The organism is Nocardia noduli, from assembly GCF_019038455.1.
Classification (GTDB): Bacteria; Actinomycetota; Actinomycetes; order Mycobacteriales; family Mycobacteriaceae; genus Nocardia; species Nocardia noduli.
Map to the genome: position 1 here is coordinate 19099 of NZ_JAFMPL010000093.1, position 15014 is coordinate 34112.

A 15014-nucleotide genomic window follows, 5' to 3' on the forward strand; every position below is an offset into this window, starting at 1 on the left:
TGCGCGCGCGACGGGGACCTACGACCCCTGTTCGTGGGTCTGCGTGCCCTGTCTCCATCCGACGCGCGCGGCGATAGTCGAGTATGTCGGCCATAGCGACCGCGACGACTTTCCCGTTCGATCGACGGCGCGGTCGCGGCAGCGGGTCGATATGACGAATTCTTCCAGCACACAGTCGAAGTGGAGCCTGAAATGACCACCCTCGCGAACCATCAGTCGATCGTCGTAGGAATAGACGGCAGTCGGGCAGCCGTGTCCGCCGCGCGGTGGGCGGGTGCGATCGCTGCCCGGCAGCAGGCGCCGCTCGAACTCGTCGCCGTGGTGTCGACCCCCGACCACCGACTCACCGCCGCCACCCTCGCCGAAGCCGATCTGCTCCCGCGGCTGCGAGAGGTGGCGATGGAAAAGTTGCGTGTGGCCGCAGCGGCGGTGCACGAGGATCATCCGCAGTTGCGCGTCGATCAGCGGGTGCTGGAAGGGGCGCCATCGCGGGAACTCATCGCCTCCGGCGATACGGCACAACTGGTGGTCGTCGCCTCGAGCGCCGACGATCGATGGAGCACGCTGTTGCTGGGCTCGACCGCGCTGCGTGTGGCGAACAAAGCGAGTTGCCCGGTGGTGATCTGGCGGGGTGACCGCGCGCAGCCGCTGCCCGACGAGCGCCCGATTCTCGTCGGCGTCGACGGTAGCCCGGGCGGCGACGCGGCGGTCGGTCGCGCCTTCGAACTCGCCGCGCTGCTCGGGGTGGGAATCGTCGCCCTGCACGCCTGGAACGACCCGGACCTGTTGCAGTGGACACAGGTGGCCGACAGCTGGGAGGTCCTGGCGCAACAGGAAGAGGAACTGCTCGCTGAGCGCTTGTCGGGCTGGACGGAAAAGTACCCGGATGTGTCGGTGACCCGGGTGCTGCAGAAGAGCCCTACCTCCCAGGCGCTACTCGAGCACGCGGCCGGGGCGCAACTGGTGGTGACCGGAAGCCACGGACACAACCGCGTCACCGGGGTGTTGCTCGGATCTGTCAGCCAGAATCTGCTGCACCACGCACCGTGCCCGACCCTGATCTGCCGCGATCGCAACTGATCGGCACGAGGCGGAATCGGGATCGTCGCCACTTCTCTACGCGTCGACCGCGCGAGGGTGCGGCTGACGGTGACCGTGTCCCCTCGCTGTGTCGCACGGCGTGAGTTCGCGTGAGGGTGCCTGCCTCCATCGAGGCAGGCACCCTCACGCGATGGGGGACACATTGGTGTGAATGGTCATCGAGCAATGTATCTTCCGGTCGAATGGCCTTGGTGTTGAGGGACTTTCGCCTCTGAATCTGGCCGATCGAGCTGGGCAGGGTGGCATTATGCGTACGAATGAATCAGCTATCGACTCGGTCATCCGGATATCGGTCGGCCACCACGTCTCGGCGGGAGCGTCCGACTATGCGCGTGCGAAGATCATTCCGGTTCTGGATCACGGATTCGATCCCATACTGGGCGTGCGGGTCCGGGTGACCGGGCACCCCGATCCTTCGGTGGCTCTCTCGATTGTCGCTCAGGCAAACGTCAGCACCGTCGACCGGACAGTCCGGGTCCAGGTCGCGGCGGCGACCACACGCGAGGCGATCGACCTGTTGGCCGCCCGGTTGAAGACGCGTCTGGAACGTGTGGCCCGGCATCGCGATGCGGTCCGTAACGGCCGCCGTGGACTCCGCGGGCACGATTGGCGGCACGGAGATATCCCACGAGTCTGGCTGTCGGGTTTTCCGCGCGAATCCGACCAGCGCGAGATCATCCGGCGCAAGTCCTACGCGCTGATCGGAGAAACCTGTGATGAAGCGGTCTTCGACATGGAGACGATGGACTACGAATTCCATCTGTTCACCGAATCCGGCAGTCGCGCCGACAGCGTCATGTACCGGGCAGACGACACGGGTTACCGTCTCGCGCAGGTAGTTCCGCACCTCGACACCGTGGTCCGAGGCGCGACCGCGTGCACGATCAGCCGGATGCCGGCTCCGATCCTGGACGTCGGCAACGCCATCGAGCGACTCGAGCTGACCGGGTACCCGTTCGTCTTCTTCCGCGACCGCACGACGAATCGCGGCAGCGTGCTGTACCACCGCTATGACGGCAACTACGGACTCATCACTCCATCGACACAATGACCTCGATTCCGTTGCGGAAGGATCTCAGGACCTGAGCCCGAACTCTGCGGAGTCGGGCAGAACATCGAGTCCAGGGGCTGGCAGTTCGATATCGCCACTGCGCATTCGGGGGAACACCGGTCGGTACGCCGGGCGGGCGTGTCGCACGGCGGCTCGCGGGCGCGGCGTACCCTCGGAACGCATTGACCGGGGGAGAACCTCCCGATCGCGAAGGCAGGGGACATCAATCCGGCTGTGTCATGGTCGCCACTTCGGCGGTGTCGGGCCGCCCGGGCGATCGCGAGATCGGATCCGGGTGAGCCCATGACACCGACCACCAGGACGGTTGCCTACCGGGCCCGGTGGCCCCGCGGATATGCCCGCCATCCCTTCATCCCCATCGGTGAGGACCGGTCTGGAAGTCCGAGGAACGGACGGAATCGTCTCGTCTGCTGTGCTCGAGGATGTCGTCGAGGGCCAGGCGTGGTGTGGCGGGCGGATCGGTACGGGCCTCCGGCGCCATGCCGACGCGAACGAGTACCTGCGGTCGCTGGCCACGGCCGGTCAATTGGCGGACGATATCGCGGCTGCGAGGAAGTTCGGTGAGGTGGGTGAGAGGACAGGTCGCGTAGCCGGCGATCGTGCATTCGAGTAGCACGGTCGACAGCGCCTCGCCACATCGCAGTAGGGCTTCGGGGGAGTCGTCGTCGGTCGAAAGCACCAACACGGCCGCCCGGTCCGGTCCGGTGTCGTCGGCGTCTCGTGGTCCATCGGAGCCGGAGGGGAACTTCCGGTTGATGCCGACGCGTTCGTAGTCCTCCTGGGAAGTCAGCACCTCGGGTGGCACACCGGCGGCTTCGACGGGGTGCCCCGACCACCAGCGCAGTTCGGCCTGATATCCGGAGTCGTAGCGCCGCAACGCGGCGGAAAGCTTCGAGGCTCGGGCCAGGTCGGGGCGGCTGTCGGCGGGGAGGACATCCAAGGAAGCACCCTCGGGGTCGAGGGTGCTGCGCAGCACGATCTCGAAATCTTCCCAGTCCGTCGGCTCGGCGAAGGGCAGCCGGTCGGTATGGCGGGCCACGATGGCGTCGGCGCGTTCGCGGTCGGCATCGGTAACGATCAGCGCTGGCCGGAACTCGACAGCAGCCAGGTAATCGCGCTGGTTGGGATTGGGAAACCTCCTGATCACAGTCCGCCAACCCGCCGCTGCCATCGCCGCGTGAAGATGACCCAATCCGACTCCGCAACTGATCAGCAGTTGTCGGCCGGCCGCGTCGGTGGCGGGCAATATGCGGCTGGACACCGAATACAACCGCAATTCGTGACTGTCGAATATCCACCGCCAGGGTTGGCTGTTGTGCAACGACGGGGCACGACCGGCCAGCAGTACGGACTTCTCGATGACCTCTCCGGTGGGCGCGTTCATATTCCTACCGTATGAATTCGGTGACATCGGGTCTGGAGTCGGAGGTCCCGAGATGAACGGCCGGTAGGCCCCTGGCCGTGGTCGCCGCAGTCAGAGTTGGACACTGATGCGAATGTTTCCGTCGCAACGCTGTGCGGTGAACGCGAACTCGGACTCGGACTCGATGAGCAGTCGCATCATCTTCGAGTTGGCGGCCATCACATCGGCGACGAAGCATCGGATGCCACGTTCACGAGCCAGTTCCGCGAGTTTCATCAACAGCTCTGTGCCGATGCCGTGCTCCTGCTCGTCGTGTGCGACGACGAGAGCTACCTCGGCAGTCTGCGTCCCCACCAGAGTTACGAAGTTCGCCACCCCGACGAGATGGTCTTCGACGAACGCACCTACCGCGCAGTGGTCGGGATCGTCCTTCGATAGCGTCGCACCGACTGTCGTGAGGCTCTCCGGCAGAGTGGCGAAGAACCGATAGTAGCTGTCCTTCGTGTCCATTCCGGCATGCAGACCCCGAATGGCCTCCTGGTCGTCGGGGCCGAGTCTGCGAACAGAAGGAGGCGCCGACTTCATCGTCCGGACCCTCTGCCCGGATAGGAGATGAAACGCCTCATTCGCGCGAAACCATGACAGTTGTGCGGGCGTCTTCCTCGACGCTGTTCAAGGTCCGCGCCACGATTGGTTACGGCCACCTGCACGATCGCATCCGACTCCTGCGTGGTCGGCTCGGAAATCTGCCGCCTGGCGGATACTCTCGGGCAGTGGTGAAGAAATGTGCGCATGAGTTCGCTTCGATGTGAGGACGATCAGCGTCTGGTGACCTGTCGGGTAATGACTTCGGAGCGAAGAGTTTCGACGGTGGACAATTCGAACACTTCGGTTCCCGGAAGTCGAACAGTCGCTGCGGCGGCCGCCACCCCGAATTCGCACGCGTGCAGACACGTGTGCCCGCGGCTGAGCTGAAATGTCACCGATGCCACCAGGCTGTCGCCGGCGCAGACATCGCTACGTGGCGGGTGGGGCGATATCGGGGCTGATATCTCGTAGTGCGCAACACGATCGGAGTACACCGCTCCGAGTGCGCCTACCGAGGTGAGGGCGTTGTGTACGGCACCGTTGGCGAACAGGTAATCATTGGCGGCTCGAGCGTCGCCGAAGTCTTCGATCGGCTGGCCGATCAGTTCGGCGGCCTCATGCCTGTCCAAGCGAACCATGAAGATGTCTTCCTGCAAGGCCTTCGGTAACTGCTCTGCGGCGACATCCAGGATGACTTTCGTGCCATTCGTTCCCGTACGGCGCACAATCTCGGCGCAGAAGTCATCTCGGAGCCCATGGGTGACGCTGCCGGTGATGATCAGATAGGAGACGTCGTGGGCTGCGGCGACGATCGCGTCCATGCACAGTTTCTCCTCGTCGTCCGTGAGGACGGGACCCGGTGGCACGATGTGGTAGCTGTGCCCGGTCCAGTGTTCGGCGACGACTATGGCTTCTCTTGTATCAGAACCGATTTCGGTGCTCCGGTGATCCAGTCCCTCGGCGTCGAGCAGTCGGTTCAGCCTCGCTCCGACTTCTCTGCCCGAGGTGTGCCAAGCGGTCGCCGATCCACCGAGCCTGCGCAGGCATCGTGCGACGTTGATTCCGCCGCCGCCACCTTGGACCGACTGCAGTTTCGCGCGGTTCTTGCCGCCACTGCTCAGACGCGGCACTTCCATGCAGGTATCGACAGTCGGGTTCAGCGTTACCGTCAGGATTCGCCCCCTGGCATTCTGCTCAGAACTCTACACTGCTCGGGCTCTCTACGTCTCGGTCAGCGTTCCCGTCCAGGAAGTAGTCCTCATCCCGGGGCGAAGGTGTGAATGGAGCGTGCATCGAGGCCTCCTGCTACTGATCTCGTCCATATGAGCCTGGCTCCGAGACGTCCGCGATATGCAGTGCCGAAAGGTCCGGAGGCGTTGCCGTTGGTCATTGTTCGCGCCGGACTGCGAGAAGCGCAGGTGCTGATCGTGGTCGCAGAGGTGCCGTATATCGAAGAGTCGATTGCGCTCAGGCGCTGTACATCGCGCTGACTTCCGTCGCGAAGTCGCGGAGCACGATATTTCGTTTGAGCTTCAACGAGGGGGTGATGTATCCACTCGCCTCGGTGAGGTCGGCATCGATCAGTCGGAATTTGCGCACCGCCTCGGCTCGAGAGACGGCTCGGTTGCCGTCATCGATGGCGGATTGGACGGCGGCGAGCAGATCCAGGTCGTCGGAGAGATCGGCGATGCTGGCATCAGCGGGTTTGCCATTCAACTCTTTCCACGTGGGGAACTGCTCCTCGTCGACAGTGACCAGGCAACTGACGAACGGCCTGCCGTCACCGACGACAATCACCTCACCGATGATCGAATGGCCGCGGATGCGGTCTTCGATCACGGCTGGAGCGACATTCTTTCCGGCGGCGGTGACGATGATCTCCTTCTTGCGTCCGATGATCGTGAGGTATCCGTCGTCATCGAGCGTGCCGAGGTCTCCCGTGGCGAACCAGCCGTCCCGGAACGTGTCGGCGGTGGCGCGTGGGTTGTTCCAATATCCGGTGAACACGTTCGGTCCTCGGAGCAGAATCTCGCCGTCGTCAGCGATACGGACCGTGGAGCCGGGCAGCGGCTGACCGACCGTGCCGATCTTGGGTCGGTCATCCGGGTTGAACGTGGCAGCCGCGCAGGTCTCGGTCAGTCCGTAGCCTTCCAGCACGGTGAATCCGATCCCGCGGTAGAAGTGGCCGAGTCGTTCGCCGAGCGCGGCGCCGCCCGAGATGGCGTGCGTGGCGCGGCCACCCAGCGCGGCACGCAGACGGCGATAGACCAGACGGTCGAACAGCGCATGCCGCATCCGCAGCGTCAGTGGGATTCGGCTGTGGTCCTCGGCGCGACTGTATGCGATGGCCGTGGCGGCGGCCACATCGAAGATGCGGCCCCGACCGGCGAGTTGGGCTCGTGTGCGGGCGGTGTTGTACACCTTCTCGAAAACGCGCGGAACGCCGAGTATCAGAGTCGGTCGGAAGGCGCTGAGTTCGGTGGTGACGTCCTTGACGTCGCTGACATGGGCGATATCGATGGGAACGAATGCCGCCGCGACCTCTGCGAGCCTGCCGAGCACGTGCGCCAGCGGCAGGAACAGCAGCAACGAGGATTCGCCGGTGCGGAACAACGTCGGCATTCGCGCGGTGATATTGCCCAATTCGGCCAGGAAGTTGCCGTGGGTCAGTTGGCAGCCCTTCGGCCGACCGGTGGTGCCGGAGGTGTACACGATCGTCGCCAGCCCGTCGGCCGATACGGCGGCCCGGCGATCGGTGACGGCGCTGTCATCGATCCGTGTGCCGTCCGCCATCAGGGTCGCGATGGCTTCGGCGTCGATCTGCCAGGTGTGCCTCAGTTTCGGCAGTTCGTCGCGCAGGTCGGTGACCACGGCCGCGTGGTGGTCGGTTTCGGTGATGACGGCGACCGCGCCGGAGTCGGAGAGGATCCACCGCACTTGTTCGACGGAGGAGGTGTCATATACCGGGACCGTGACCGCTCCCGCACACCAGATCGCGAAGTCCAGCAGCGTCCATTCGTAGCGGGTGCGGGACATGACGGCGACCCGATCACCGGCCTGAACGCCGTTGGCGATCAATCCCTTCGCTGTCTTCCACACCTCGGTCCAGAACTGGGCAGCGGTCAGTTCGTGCCAATCGCCACCGACCTTGTGGCTGATCACAGCGACGTCGGGAGACTTTTCGGCGTTGTGCTCGATCAAGTCGGTCAGATTCCCGCTGGAAGGAACGTGGTACAACGCTGGCAATCCGAATTCGTGCATGACGGCTCCTCGTCGGCGACGCTGCCGGAAGGCGCGGTTGCGCTCGCCTTGGACAAGTGGCCCACATCAAGTGGCTGTGAACCAAGTGTGATCCGTACAACATCGACGTCGCGACGGCTGTTGGCAGTCCCGGGCAAGGACCAAAGTCCTCTGTCTCAGAGGTCCGACCTGGTGGACAGGGGTAGGGCGAGGCAACAGATCGGAAGTGACAAAGGCAAGCGGAACGCAATTCCGGCCGGAGGCGTGGAACGATCGGTCGGGATTCAGTGCCTTTGGGACGGGTTCGGGTCCATCAAGGCTTGGAGTGTCATTGCGGCGAGGTGATCTTCGAGCCGCTGGCGATCCGGCATCACGGCGCTGCGGAAGCGGTGCGCGGACATGAATGACAGCAACAGCCAGGCGGCCGCGTCGGGGTCGAGGTCGGAGCGGAGGTCACCGGCCTGTTTGCCTTGGGTGATGATCTCGGTCAATACCTCGGCGAGCTCGCCCATGTGTCCGCGTACCGCTTGCTCGACGGCGGGTTCGGCGGTCAGCGTCATCGCGTCGGCGAAGATCACCCCGAGCGAGCCGGGGGCATGGAGTTCATCGATGTGTCCGGGGCTGAGCAGGTGTTCGAGCAGGACTGCGATCGAGTCGGTCTCGGCGGCGAAGGCGCGCATCATGGCGCACATCTGGCCGGAGGCGTGCGCTACGACGGCAGCGTAGAGGCCGACTTTGGAGCCGAAGTTCTGGAAGAGCACCGGTTCGGTGACGCCGACGCGAGCCGCGATGTGGGCCATGGTGCTGCGCTGAAACCCGGACTCGGCGAACGCCGAGGTAGCGGCGTCGATGATCGACGCGCGACGTTCTGCGGCGCTCAGGCGAGTGCGCCGGGAGTCGGCGGGTCTCGAGGATGCGCGGGCCATGCGGTCATCGTATCCACTCTTGCGAAATAACTTAGTCACAACTAAGTTGGAGCCGTCTTAGTGACTACTAAGTTAAGGAGAGGGCCATGGGCCTCGGACATCTCATGCATCACAATTCCAACCCCGGCACGCGGGGGCTGACGATCGACCACGGCGCAACCTACGATGTGTTCGGCGCGGTGTTCTTCGGCGGGTGCCGCGACCACGTCTACCGACGCCTCGCCGAACTGAGCGGCGCCCGCCCCGGCGATCGCGTCCTCGACATCGGTTGCGGCACCGGCTATCTGACCCGCCGCCTGGCCGCGATCGTCGATTCGGGGACGGTGGTGGGCATCGACCCGTCCGCCGCGGGGATCGACCGGGCCCGCCGGATCACCGAGGAATCGAACTGCACCTACAGCACCGGCGTCGCCGAATCGCTGCCCGCGGAGGACGATTCGTTCGATGTGGTGGCCAATTGTCTGATGTTGCACCATCTGCCGGAGGATCTGCGTCCGACGGCGCTCGCGGAGATGCGCCGGGTGCTGCGTCCGGGCGGGAGGCTGTTGATCGGCGAGTTCCGGCCACCGGCGAATCCGGTCGGCAGGCATATCGTCGGCGCGTTGACCGGGCCGTCGATGGAGCACAATCCGATCCATCTGCTGGCGCCGATGGTGCGGGACGCGGGATTCGAGCAGGTCGACTCCGGAGATCTGCGTCCGTGGATTCGATACGTCACTGCCGTCGCGCCCGGTGTGCGCGGATGAGTCACCTCGGCCGCGGCACGTTGCGGATCATGGCGTTGCCGTTGATCGTCGGGGGAATCGTCGTGCACCTCTGGCTGGGCAGTATGGTCGGCCTCGCGGTCGCGATCCTCGGCCTGGTCGCCCATGTGGCGATCGCGGCACTCGGCAGCCGTCGACTGCGCCGCCGTAGACCGTCGATATAGGCGTCGGTCGAACTCGTCGCTCCGACCTCTGGTCAATAGGCCATCAAGTTCGCAACTGCGCACATATTGTCTTAAGGTGTGCCCAGGGGTTCACCGAGTCCGGAGGCCGGAGTGATCGAGATATTGCGGCAGCGTCGGTTCCGCCGACTCTTCACCGCGCAGGTGGTGGCACTGGTCGGCACGGGTCTGCTGACGGTGGCGCTCGGACTGCTGGCCTACGACCTCGCGGGCAGCGACGCGGGCGCCGTCCTCGGCGCCGCGCTCACGATCAAGATGATCGCGTACGTCTTCGTCGCACCGGTGATCTCGGCGGTCACCGACCGGGTACCGCGCCGGATAGTGCTTGTCGGCGCCGACTCGATTCGCGCCGCCATCGCCCTGACGCTGCCTTTCGTCACCCACACCTGGCAGATCTACCTGCTGATCTTCGTACTACAGGCCGCCTCGGCGACCTTCACTCCGGCGTTCCAGGCAGTGATCCCCTCGATACTGGTCGACGAGGACGACTACACAAAAGGATTGTCGCTGTCGCGACTGGCATACGACCTGGAATCATTGCTCAGCCCGGCGCTCGCCGCGGCGGTGCTGACCGTACTCACCTACAACCTGCTCTTCGTCGCTACCGCTGCCGGATTCATCGCCTCCGCTTCGCTGGTCATGACGACCGCGTTGCCGCGACCCATACCCACGGACCGCTCGGTGCCACTCTCACGACGGATCGCCAGGGGCGCACGATTCATGTTCGACCGGCCGGTATTGCGCGGGCTGCTGGCGATGAACCTCGCCGTCGGTGCCGCGACGGCGCTGGTCGTGGTCGATTCCGTCGTGTACGTCCGGGACCTGCTCGAGGGCTCCACCGCCGGTGTCGCGCTGGCACTGGGCTGCTACGGCGGCGGATCCATGGTGGTCGCGCTCTCGGTGCCACGCCTACTGACCCGCGTCACCGACCGTGGACTCATGCTGGCCGGGTGCACCCTGCTGCCGATCGGACTACTGCTCGGCGCCTCGATCGCGGCGCTGCGGCCCTCTCCCGGCCCCGGATGGCTGATACTCGCCATGGCCTGGGTGACACTCGGCGCGGGGACCTCGATGGTCAACACGCCATCGGCGCGCTTGCTGCGCGCACAGTCGACCCCTGACATCCGCCCGGCTGTTTTCACGGCTCAGTTCTCGCTTTCGCACGCCTGCTTCCTGCTCACCTACCCTCTCGCCGGATGGGTCGGCGCGAGCGCGGGCCAACTCACCGCGGCAACAGCCCTGGCTGTCATAGCTACACTTGCGGGAACAACAGCCGCGCGAGTGTGGCCGGTCGACATTCCGTCGCGGAGCGAGGCGGTACCAGCGGGGAGACGGTGAGCAATGGCGGACGCGACGGCGCAACCGCCCACGCCCAGCCTCGTTCACACCGTCGATCCCGACCAGGCGCGCCTCGACGCGGCCGCCGACGCTTTCCGGATGCTGTCCGATGCGACCCGACTCCACATCCTGTGGATCCTCGCCGACGGCGAGGCCGACGTCACCACCCTCACCGAGGCGTGCGGCGCTTCTCGGACCGCGGTCAGCCAACATCTCGCCAAACTTCGTTTCACCGGACTGGTCGACACTCGGCGTGAAGGTCGTCGCATCATCTACCGCGTCCGAGATGGACACCTGTCGCGCTTAGTCCGCGAGGGCCTCAACCTGGCCGACCACATCGTCACCGGAGAACCTCCACACACCTGACGGTGGGGTCGGGTACCACGAGGCTCGGGCCTTCAGGCCCGCTCAGCCGGAGTGACGGTTTCGTCGATGATGCGACGGTGCAGTTCAGTGGTCATGGCATGGATGGCGCGGGTGAGTTCGGTATTGGTCTTGAGTTCGAGCTCTTCCTCGGCGAAATCGTGGTCAGCTTTGAGCTGCTGGAATTCGGCCGCGCGGTTCTGTCCGATCATCACGAACGTCGACAAGAATATCGCCTCCAGCGATACCACCAGAGTCAGCGTCGGCCAAGGGCTCTGCTCGCAGTAGAGCATCCAGGCAGCGAACCCGATCGCATGGATATAGACGAACGGCATCGATCCGGCGAAGCGGGTGATCCAGTCCGCGACCCGTAGTTGCCAATCGTCGCGGCGACGAGCGTGGAGGTCGGCCACGACGGGATGTCGGCCAGAGTTCGGCAGCTGGGACATGGCATGGCTCCTCGACAGAATGAACAGCGATCGACTACGCCGGGATGCTATCGGGCGCAGCGTGTTTCTCACGGATCGGTCGCTTCGGGACGCCCGGAAACCAGGCGGGATCAGTAACCGTGGATTGCCCGCGCTGAGTATGGCAGCGGCCCGCGGGATAGGCGCGTTGGGCAAAAATCGGTTGTCCGATCCGGACCGGCCGATTGTACTGCGGGTATGGCGACTTCATCCGCGACGGTGCGTGCTGCCGACCCTGTCGAACTGGCGGCTGCGTTCATTACCGCGCACGAGGTTTCCAGGACGACGGCCGCCGCCTGCTCAGCAGACAGCTCTGATCCAGACCAGCTGACCTGGGCGCGGTCACGGAACGCTTCTTTTCGATCGAGTAGGACGTCGTACGAACATTCCGAACCCTGTCGCCAGAACCACGATCGCCATCGCGACCACGACTATCCGCAGCGATCTCATCGAAAGCCCTCCCGGAGGGGTGAAGCGTTGCGCGGCGCCGGCAATGCGGCGTGGCAAGCTCTACAGAGTTGACTCATCCGAGGGGAGGGGCCATATGTCGATCAGTTCACCGTCGCTGGGGCGTCCGGTCGGCGCCCATGGCGAGCAGACGCGGCAGCGTGTCATCGCGGCCACGATGCGTTGTGTGGCCGAGGTGGGCTATTCCCGTGCGACGATCCGTGAGATCGCTCGCGTGGCCGGTATGACCAGTGGCAGCCTGTACCACTACTTTCCCAACAAAGCCGAACTGATGAAGGCCACATTCCTCGAACTCGCCGATATCGCGGTGCCCGGCCTCGCGGATGCTGCGGCCCGAACCGAAGGTGTGCTGAACAAGCTGATGGTGGTGCTGGACGAGGGCGACAGTCTCCTGCGTGATGGCTCGGCGGGAGGTCGGTGATGGTCGAGGTCGCCGCTCGTGCTCTTCGGCGGTGCCGCCGTCGTCGACGACACCATGCTCGCGTTGGCGCTGCACTTCCGCGAGCAGAACCACTGCTTGCGCGACATCGCCGGTCGCCTCGTCATCATCAAGGGGAAGAAGAAGGGGCGACACCCCTCACCCGCCACCGTCCTGCGGATGCTCCGCGACCACGACCAGGCATCCCAGCCAACATCCGCATAACGAAGAATTCCCAGATCAACGCAGCGATCTCAAGCAGCACCAACTGACATCAACCGGAAAAACCCTACTGACACGCAGTCGAAAATCGCACATCAATCCACTGACAATCTCGCGGTGAGACTTCCTACCAGGATGTCAGTGCGTGATTCCCACTTCGATGTCAGTGGTTCCAGGCCGACCATGGTCGCGAACCGTCACCGAAGGGAGCCGGGGCTGGTGTAATGGCGCGGGAATATGATGGTGCTGCACCCGGGCGTTTTGGCAGACGTCGTCTTCGCAGTATCAGCTTGCGGTGCGGTTGGGGTTCCGTCCGCCCAGCTCCGATAGCTCGACCAGGATCGCCATCGCCGAAGCCATCCTCGACGTACTGCTCTCGACACCGAAGTAGGCCATCGCGCGCTCACAGGCGGTCATGTACCCACCCGCCGCTGCGGTGGCGATGGCAGCCAGCGTCTTTGTCGTCACGGCTCGATTGGCCGGGATCATCCCCTCACGCCCGGCACCGACCGTCTGCGTCGTCAGAATCGACGACAGGTGCGGCTGGGCGTGCACGCCTGCCGAGAACAGTCGGAAGGCGAATTCGCCATGTCCGGACGCATCACCCTCTCCGAGCAACTCACCCACCAACTCGATGTCCTTGGGGAACGGGTGCCCGAAGTACACCGGGGCCTTCGATGTGTCGTTCTTCGGATACTTGATGGTCAGGCCGAGTTGTTGCGCAGAACGCGCCAGTTCATCGATCACCTGATCGAGCCGGGCCCGCTCGGCCGGGTCGGGTGTGCTGGGGCCTCCGTCGACCATCGTTCGCAGAAGCAGATTCGACGTGTAGTGAAAGTTCAGAAGTCGGCCGATGCGATCGACAAGGCTGATCCGGGGGTCGCACAGGTGGAACGCCTGGGCACTGGGAATCAGCGTGCCCCGGGCAAGTGTGAACGGGCTGTAGATGATTCGCGGCTCGGTCAGGGCCCGCGCGAGTATGCGCAGGTGATCGTTGGCCTGCGCGAGCTGGCTCTGTATCTCGGCGTGCAGTTCATCGACCGGACGCTGCTGCCAATCGCACGCCAGCTGACGCTGGCCGTTGTCGTCCTTGCGCGCCGGACAGCTGTCCTTGTATGGCTTCCCTATCTCAAGCGCGCTGACTGCGAACATCGCGGTGATCGCGTCGAGGCTGTCAGCCATGCGCTGCCATATCCCGTTGTCGGGGATCAACTTCGTGCTCCTTTGTCGGGTGAAGTCCGCTCATTCGCGAACGTTATTGCCTCGGCCGGGGCGCGGTTGTGTCTTGGCGATGAGTGCAGACACACCGCAGCCGTCCCTGCCGTGGCCAGGGTATCCCTGGCCGGATTGTCAGTGGGTATGGGACGAGTGGTCCCGATCGTCGCGCATGGCATCGAACAACTCGTCCCACAGCCGGTCCGGGAATCGACTGCGGCTGTGTCACCGTCCACGCCCCGCCGAACGGTGCGGTCGGCAAACCTACCTTCGGCGCTGTCCGGCCGCAGCCCTTTGGGGCACGCCTGAGATTCGTCACGTGGCACCGCATCCGGCACGGTTCAGTCGACCTCCTGGTAAGGACATGGTCGAATACGCTGCGGGCCCGGGGGCTATGTGCGCGGCACCGAGCACCTCAGCGGCGTCGAGCTGGCCAGCCGGTGCACGAACGGACCGCAATGCCCGCTCGGCCACCGGCTTGACCCATTTCGAATCCCGGCACGCGTATCGGCCCGTCGAACTCCTCGGCGGCGGTTCGCTCCGCACTGGCGAAGGAGGCTTCGACCCGCCGGACGGGGAGGGGGCCGTGCCCGTTCCTGCGGCGGGAATCTCGACCTGGGGATATCATGGAGTCGCAGGGTGCGGTGCGCGCGTGTGTGAGAGGCGACTCGAAAATGTCAGCAGGCGACGTCTCGATGTCAGCCAGCTTTGCTTGGGGATAGTCCGCAATCACCTACTGCGGTGACTGCCCGTTTCAGGGACACCGCCGTCGTGGCCCAACCACTGTGTGGGTGTCGGGCGTGGGCGGTCAGGGGCACAGTTGCTTGGACGCCGTGCTGGTGACGTACCGGCTCCACGCATCCGGCGTGAACTTCCCAGGGGTCTGCCTGTACACCGTTGTCGGTTGACCGGTGCGGTCACAATGAAATGGTGATATTTCGCGCGTGGCGGCGGCGGTTTGGTGGGCGAGAGTTCGATGAGAGGGTCGTGGGCTGGTTGCGCCGCGGCGATGTCGACCGATTGTGTCGAACACTCAGACGCCGCCCCACCCATCCCTTCACGATCCGGGCGCTGACCTGGATCATGAACTCCGGATCGGACCCGGCGGCTTCCCAGAAGGCCCGCCGCGCGTTGGAACAGGTATACGCGGGTTCCGACGTCGAGATATTGTCAAATCCTGTGGATCGGCAAGTTTCAGGCGACCTCCGTTCGGGTGGGTTCGGTCGCGTCGGTTGACGGCGGGGTGATGTCGCGGGGGCGTTCGAGGAGGTTGCCCTTGTGGAACAG

Annotated in this window: 15 protein-coding genes; 8 read left to right on the forward strand and 7 right to left on the reverse strand. The window is 64.6% G+C overall.

Translation table 11 applies throughout. The annotated features are described in order from the left end of the window. The first annotated feature begins 192 nt into the window (after positions 1-192). Together JZ792_RS32295 and JZ792_RS32300 are read left to right on the forward strand one after the other, a co-directional pair. Complete coding sequence (locus JZ792_RS32295) at positions 193-1080, forward strand: universal stress protein (RefSeq protein WP_216916674.1); 888 nt, start codon at positions 193-195, stop codon at positions 1078-1080. A 268-nt stretch (positions 1081-1348) separates the two neighbouring features. Beyond that, positions 1349-2152, forward strand: coding sequence for a sigma 54 modulation/S30EA ribosomal C-terminal domain-containing protein (locus JZ792_RS32300; protein WP_216916675.1), 804 nt, complete (start codon positions 1349-1351; stop codon positions 2150-2152). Between the two features lie 370 nt (positions 2153-2522). Here JZ792_RS32300 and JZ792_RS32305 read toward each other — a convergent pair whose 3' ends face one another. The 5 genes from JZ792_RS32305 to JZ792_RS32325 all read right to left on the reverse strand — a co-directional run bounded on the left by JZ792_RS32305 (position 2523) and on the right by JZ792_RS32325 (position 8290). Further along, positions 2523-3557: an Acg family FMN-binding oxidoreductase gene (locus tag JZ792_RS32305; RefSeq protein ID WP_254190660.1), complete on the reverse strand. Its 1035-nt coding sequence runs from the start codon at positions 3555-3557 to the stop codon at positions 2523-2525. Positions 3558-3647: 90 nt separating this feature from the next. Further along, complete coding sequence (locus JZ792_RS32310; RefSeq protein ID WP_216916676.1) at positions 3648-4121, reverse strand: GNAT family N-acetyltransferase; 474 nt, start codon at positions 4119-4121, stop codon at positions 3648-3650. A gap of 233 nt (positions 4122-4354) precedes the next feature. Then, complete coding sequence (locus tag JZ792_RS32315) at positions 4355-5299, reverse strand: 1-phosphofructokinase family hexose kinase (RefSeq protein ID WP_308165541.1); 945 nt, start codon at positions 5297-5299, stop codon at positions 4355-4357. A 292-nt stretch (positions 5300-5591) separates the two neighbouring features. Continuing rightward, on the reverse strand, positions 5592-7385 hold the full coding sequence (locus JZ792_RS32320; protein WP_216916678.1) for an AMP-dependent synthetase/ligase: 1794 nt from the start codon (positions 7383-7385) through the stop codon (positions 5592-5594). Positions 7386-7648: 263 nt separating this feature from the next. Beyond that, entirely contained in the window at positions 7649-8290 is a 642-nt protein-coding gene (locus JZ792_RS32325; RefSeq protein WP_216916679.1) for a TetR family transcriptional regulator, read from the reverse strand. Between the two features lie 86 nt (positions 8291-8376). Here JZ792_RS32325 and JZ792_RS32330 point away from each other — a divergent pair, with 86 nt between their 5' ends. From JZ792_RS32330 to JZ792_RS32345, 4 genes are all read left to right on the forward strand, one after another. Further along, the gene (locus JZ792_RS32330) at positions 8377-9036 is read left to right on the forward strand and encodes a class I SAM-dependent methyltransferase (RefSeq protein WP_216916680.1); all 660 of its coding nucleotides are present in this window, start codon (positions 8377-8379) and stop codon (positions 9034-9036) included. Then, positions 9033-9218 carry a hypothetical protein gene (locus JZ792_RS32335; RefSeq protein ID WP_216916681.1) on the forward strand — a complete coding sequence of 62 codons (186 nt, stop codon included), beginning with the start codon at positions 9033-9035 and terminating at the stop codon, positions 9216-9218. Before JZ792_RS32330 ends, JZ792_RS32335 begins: the two co-directional genes overlap by 4 nt. A 111-nt stretch (positions 9219-9329) precedes the next feature. Continuing rightward, positions 9330-10574: an MFS transporter gene (locus JZ792_RS32340; RefSeq protein WP_216916682.1), complete on the forward strand. Its 1245-nt coding sequence runs from the start codon at positions 9330-9332 to the stop codon at positions 10572-10574. A gap of 3 nt (positions 10575-10577) precedes the next feature. Then, a complete protein-coding gene (locus JZ792_RS32345) occupies positions 10578-10940 on the forward strand; it encodes an ArsR/SmtB family transcription factor (protein WP_216916683.1) in 363 nt (120 codons plus the stop codon). A gap of 32 nt (positions 10941-10972) precedes the next feature. Here JZ792_RS32345 and JZ792_RS32350 read toward each other — a convergent pair whose 3' ends face one another. Further along, positions 10973-11386, reverse strand: a complete 414-nt coding sequence (locus JZ792_RS32350; RefSeq protein WP_216916684.1) for a DUF1003 domain-containing protein — start codon at positions 11384-11386, stop codon at positions 10973-10975. A gap of 562 nt (positions 11387-11948) precedes the next feature. Between JZ792_RS32350 and JZ792_RS32355 the strand changes: the two genes are divergently transcribed. Both JZ792_RS32355 and JZ792_RS32360 read left to right on the forward strand, forming a co-directional pair. Continuing rightward, entirely contained in the window at positions 11949-12293 is a 345-nt protein-coding gene (locus JZ792_RS32355) for a TetR/AcrR family transcriptional regulator (RefSeq protein WP_216916685.1), read from the forward strand. An 18-nt stretch (positions 12294-12311) separates the two neighbouring features. Then, positions 12312-12515, forward strand: a complete 204-nt coding sequence (locus JZ792_RS32360) for a hypothetical protein (RefSeq protein WP_216916686.1) — start codon at positions 12312-12314, stop codon at positions 12513-12515. A gap of 282 nt (positions 12516-12797) precedes the next feature. Here the strand turns inward: JZ792_RS32360 and JZ792_RS32365 are convergent, their stop codons facing one another. After that, the gene (locus JZ792_RS32365; protein WP_216916687.1) at positions 12798-13724 is read right to left on the reverse strand and encodes a hypothetical protein; all 927 of its coding nucleotides are present in this window, start codon (positions 13722-13724) and stop codon (positions 12798-12800) included. Positions 13725-15014 lie beyond the last annotated feature (1290 nt).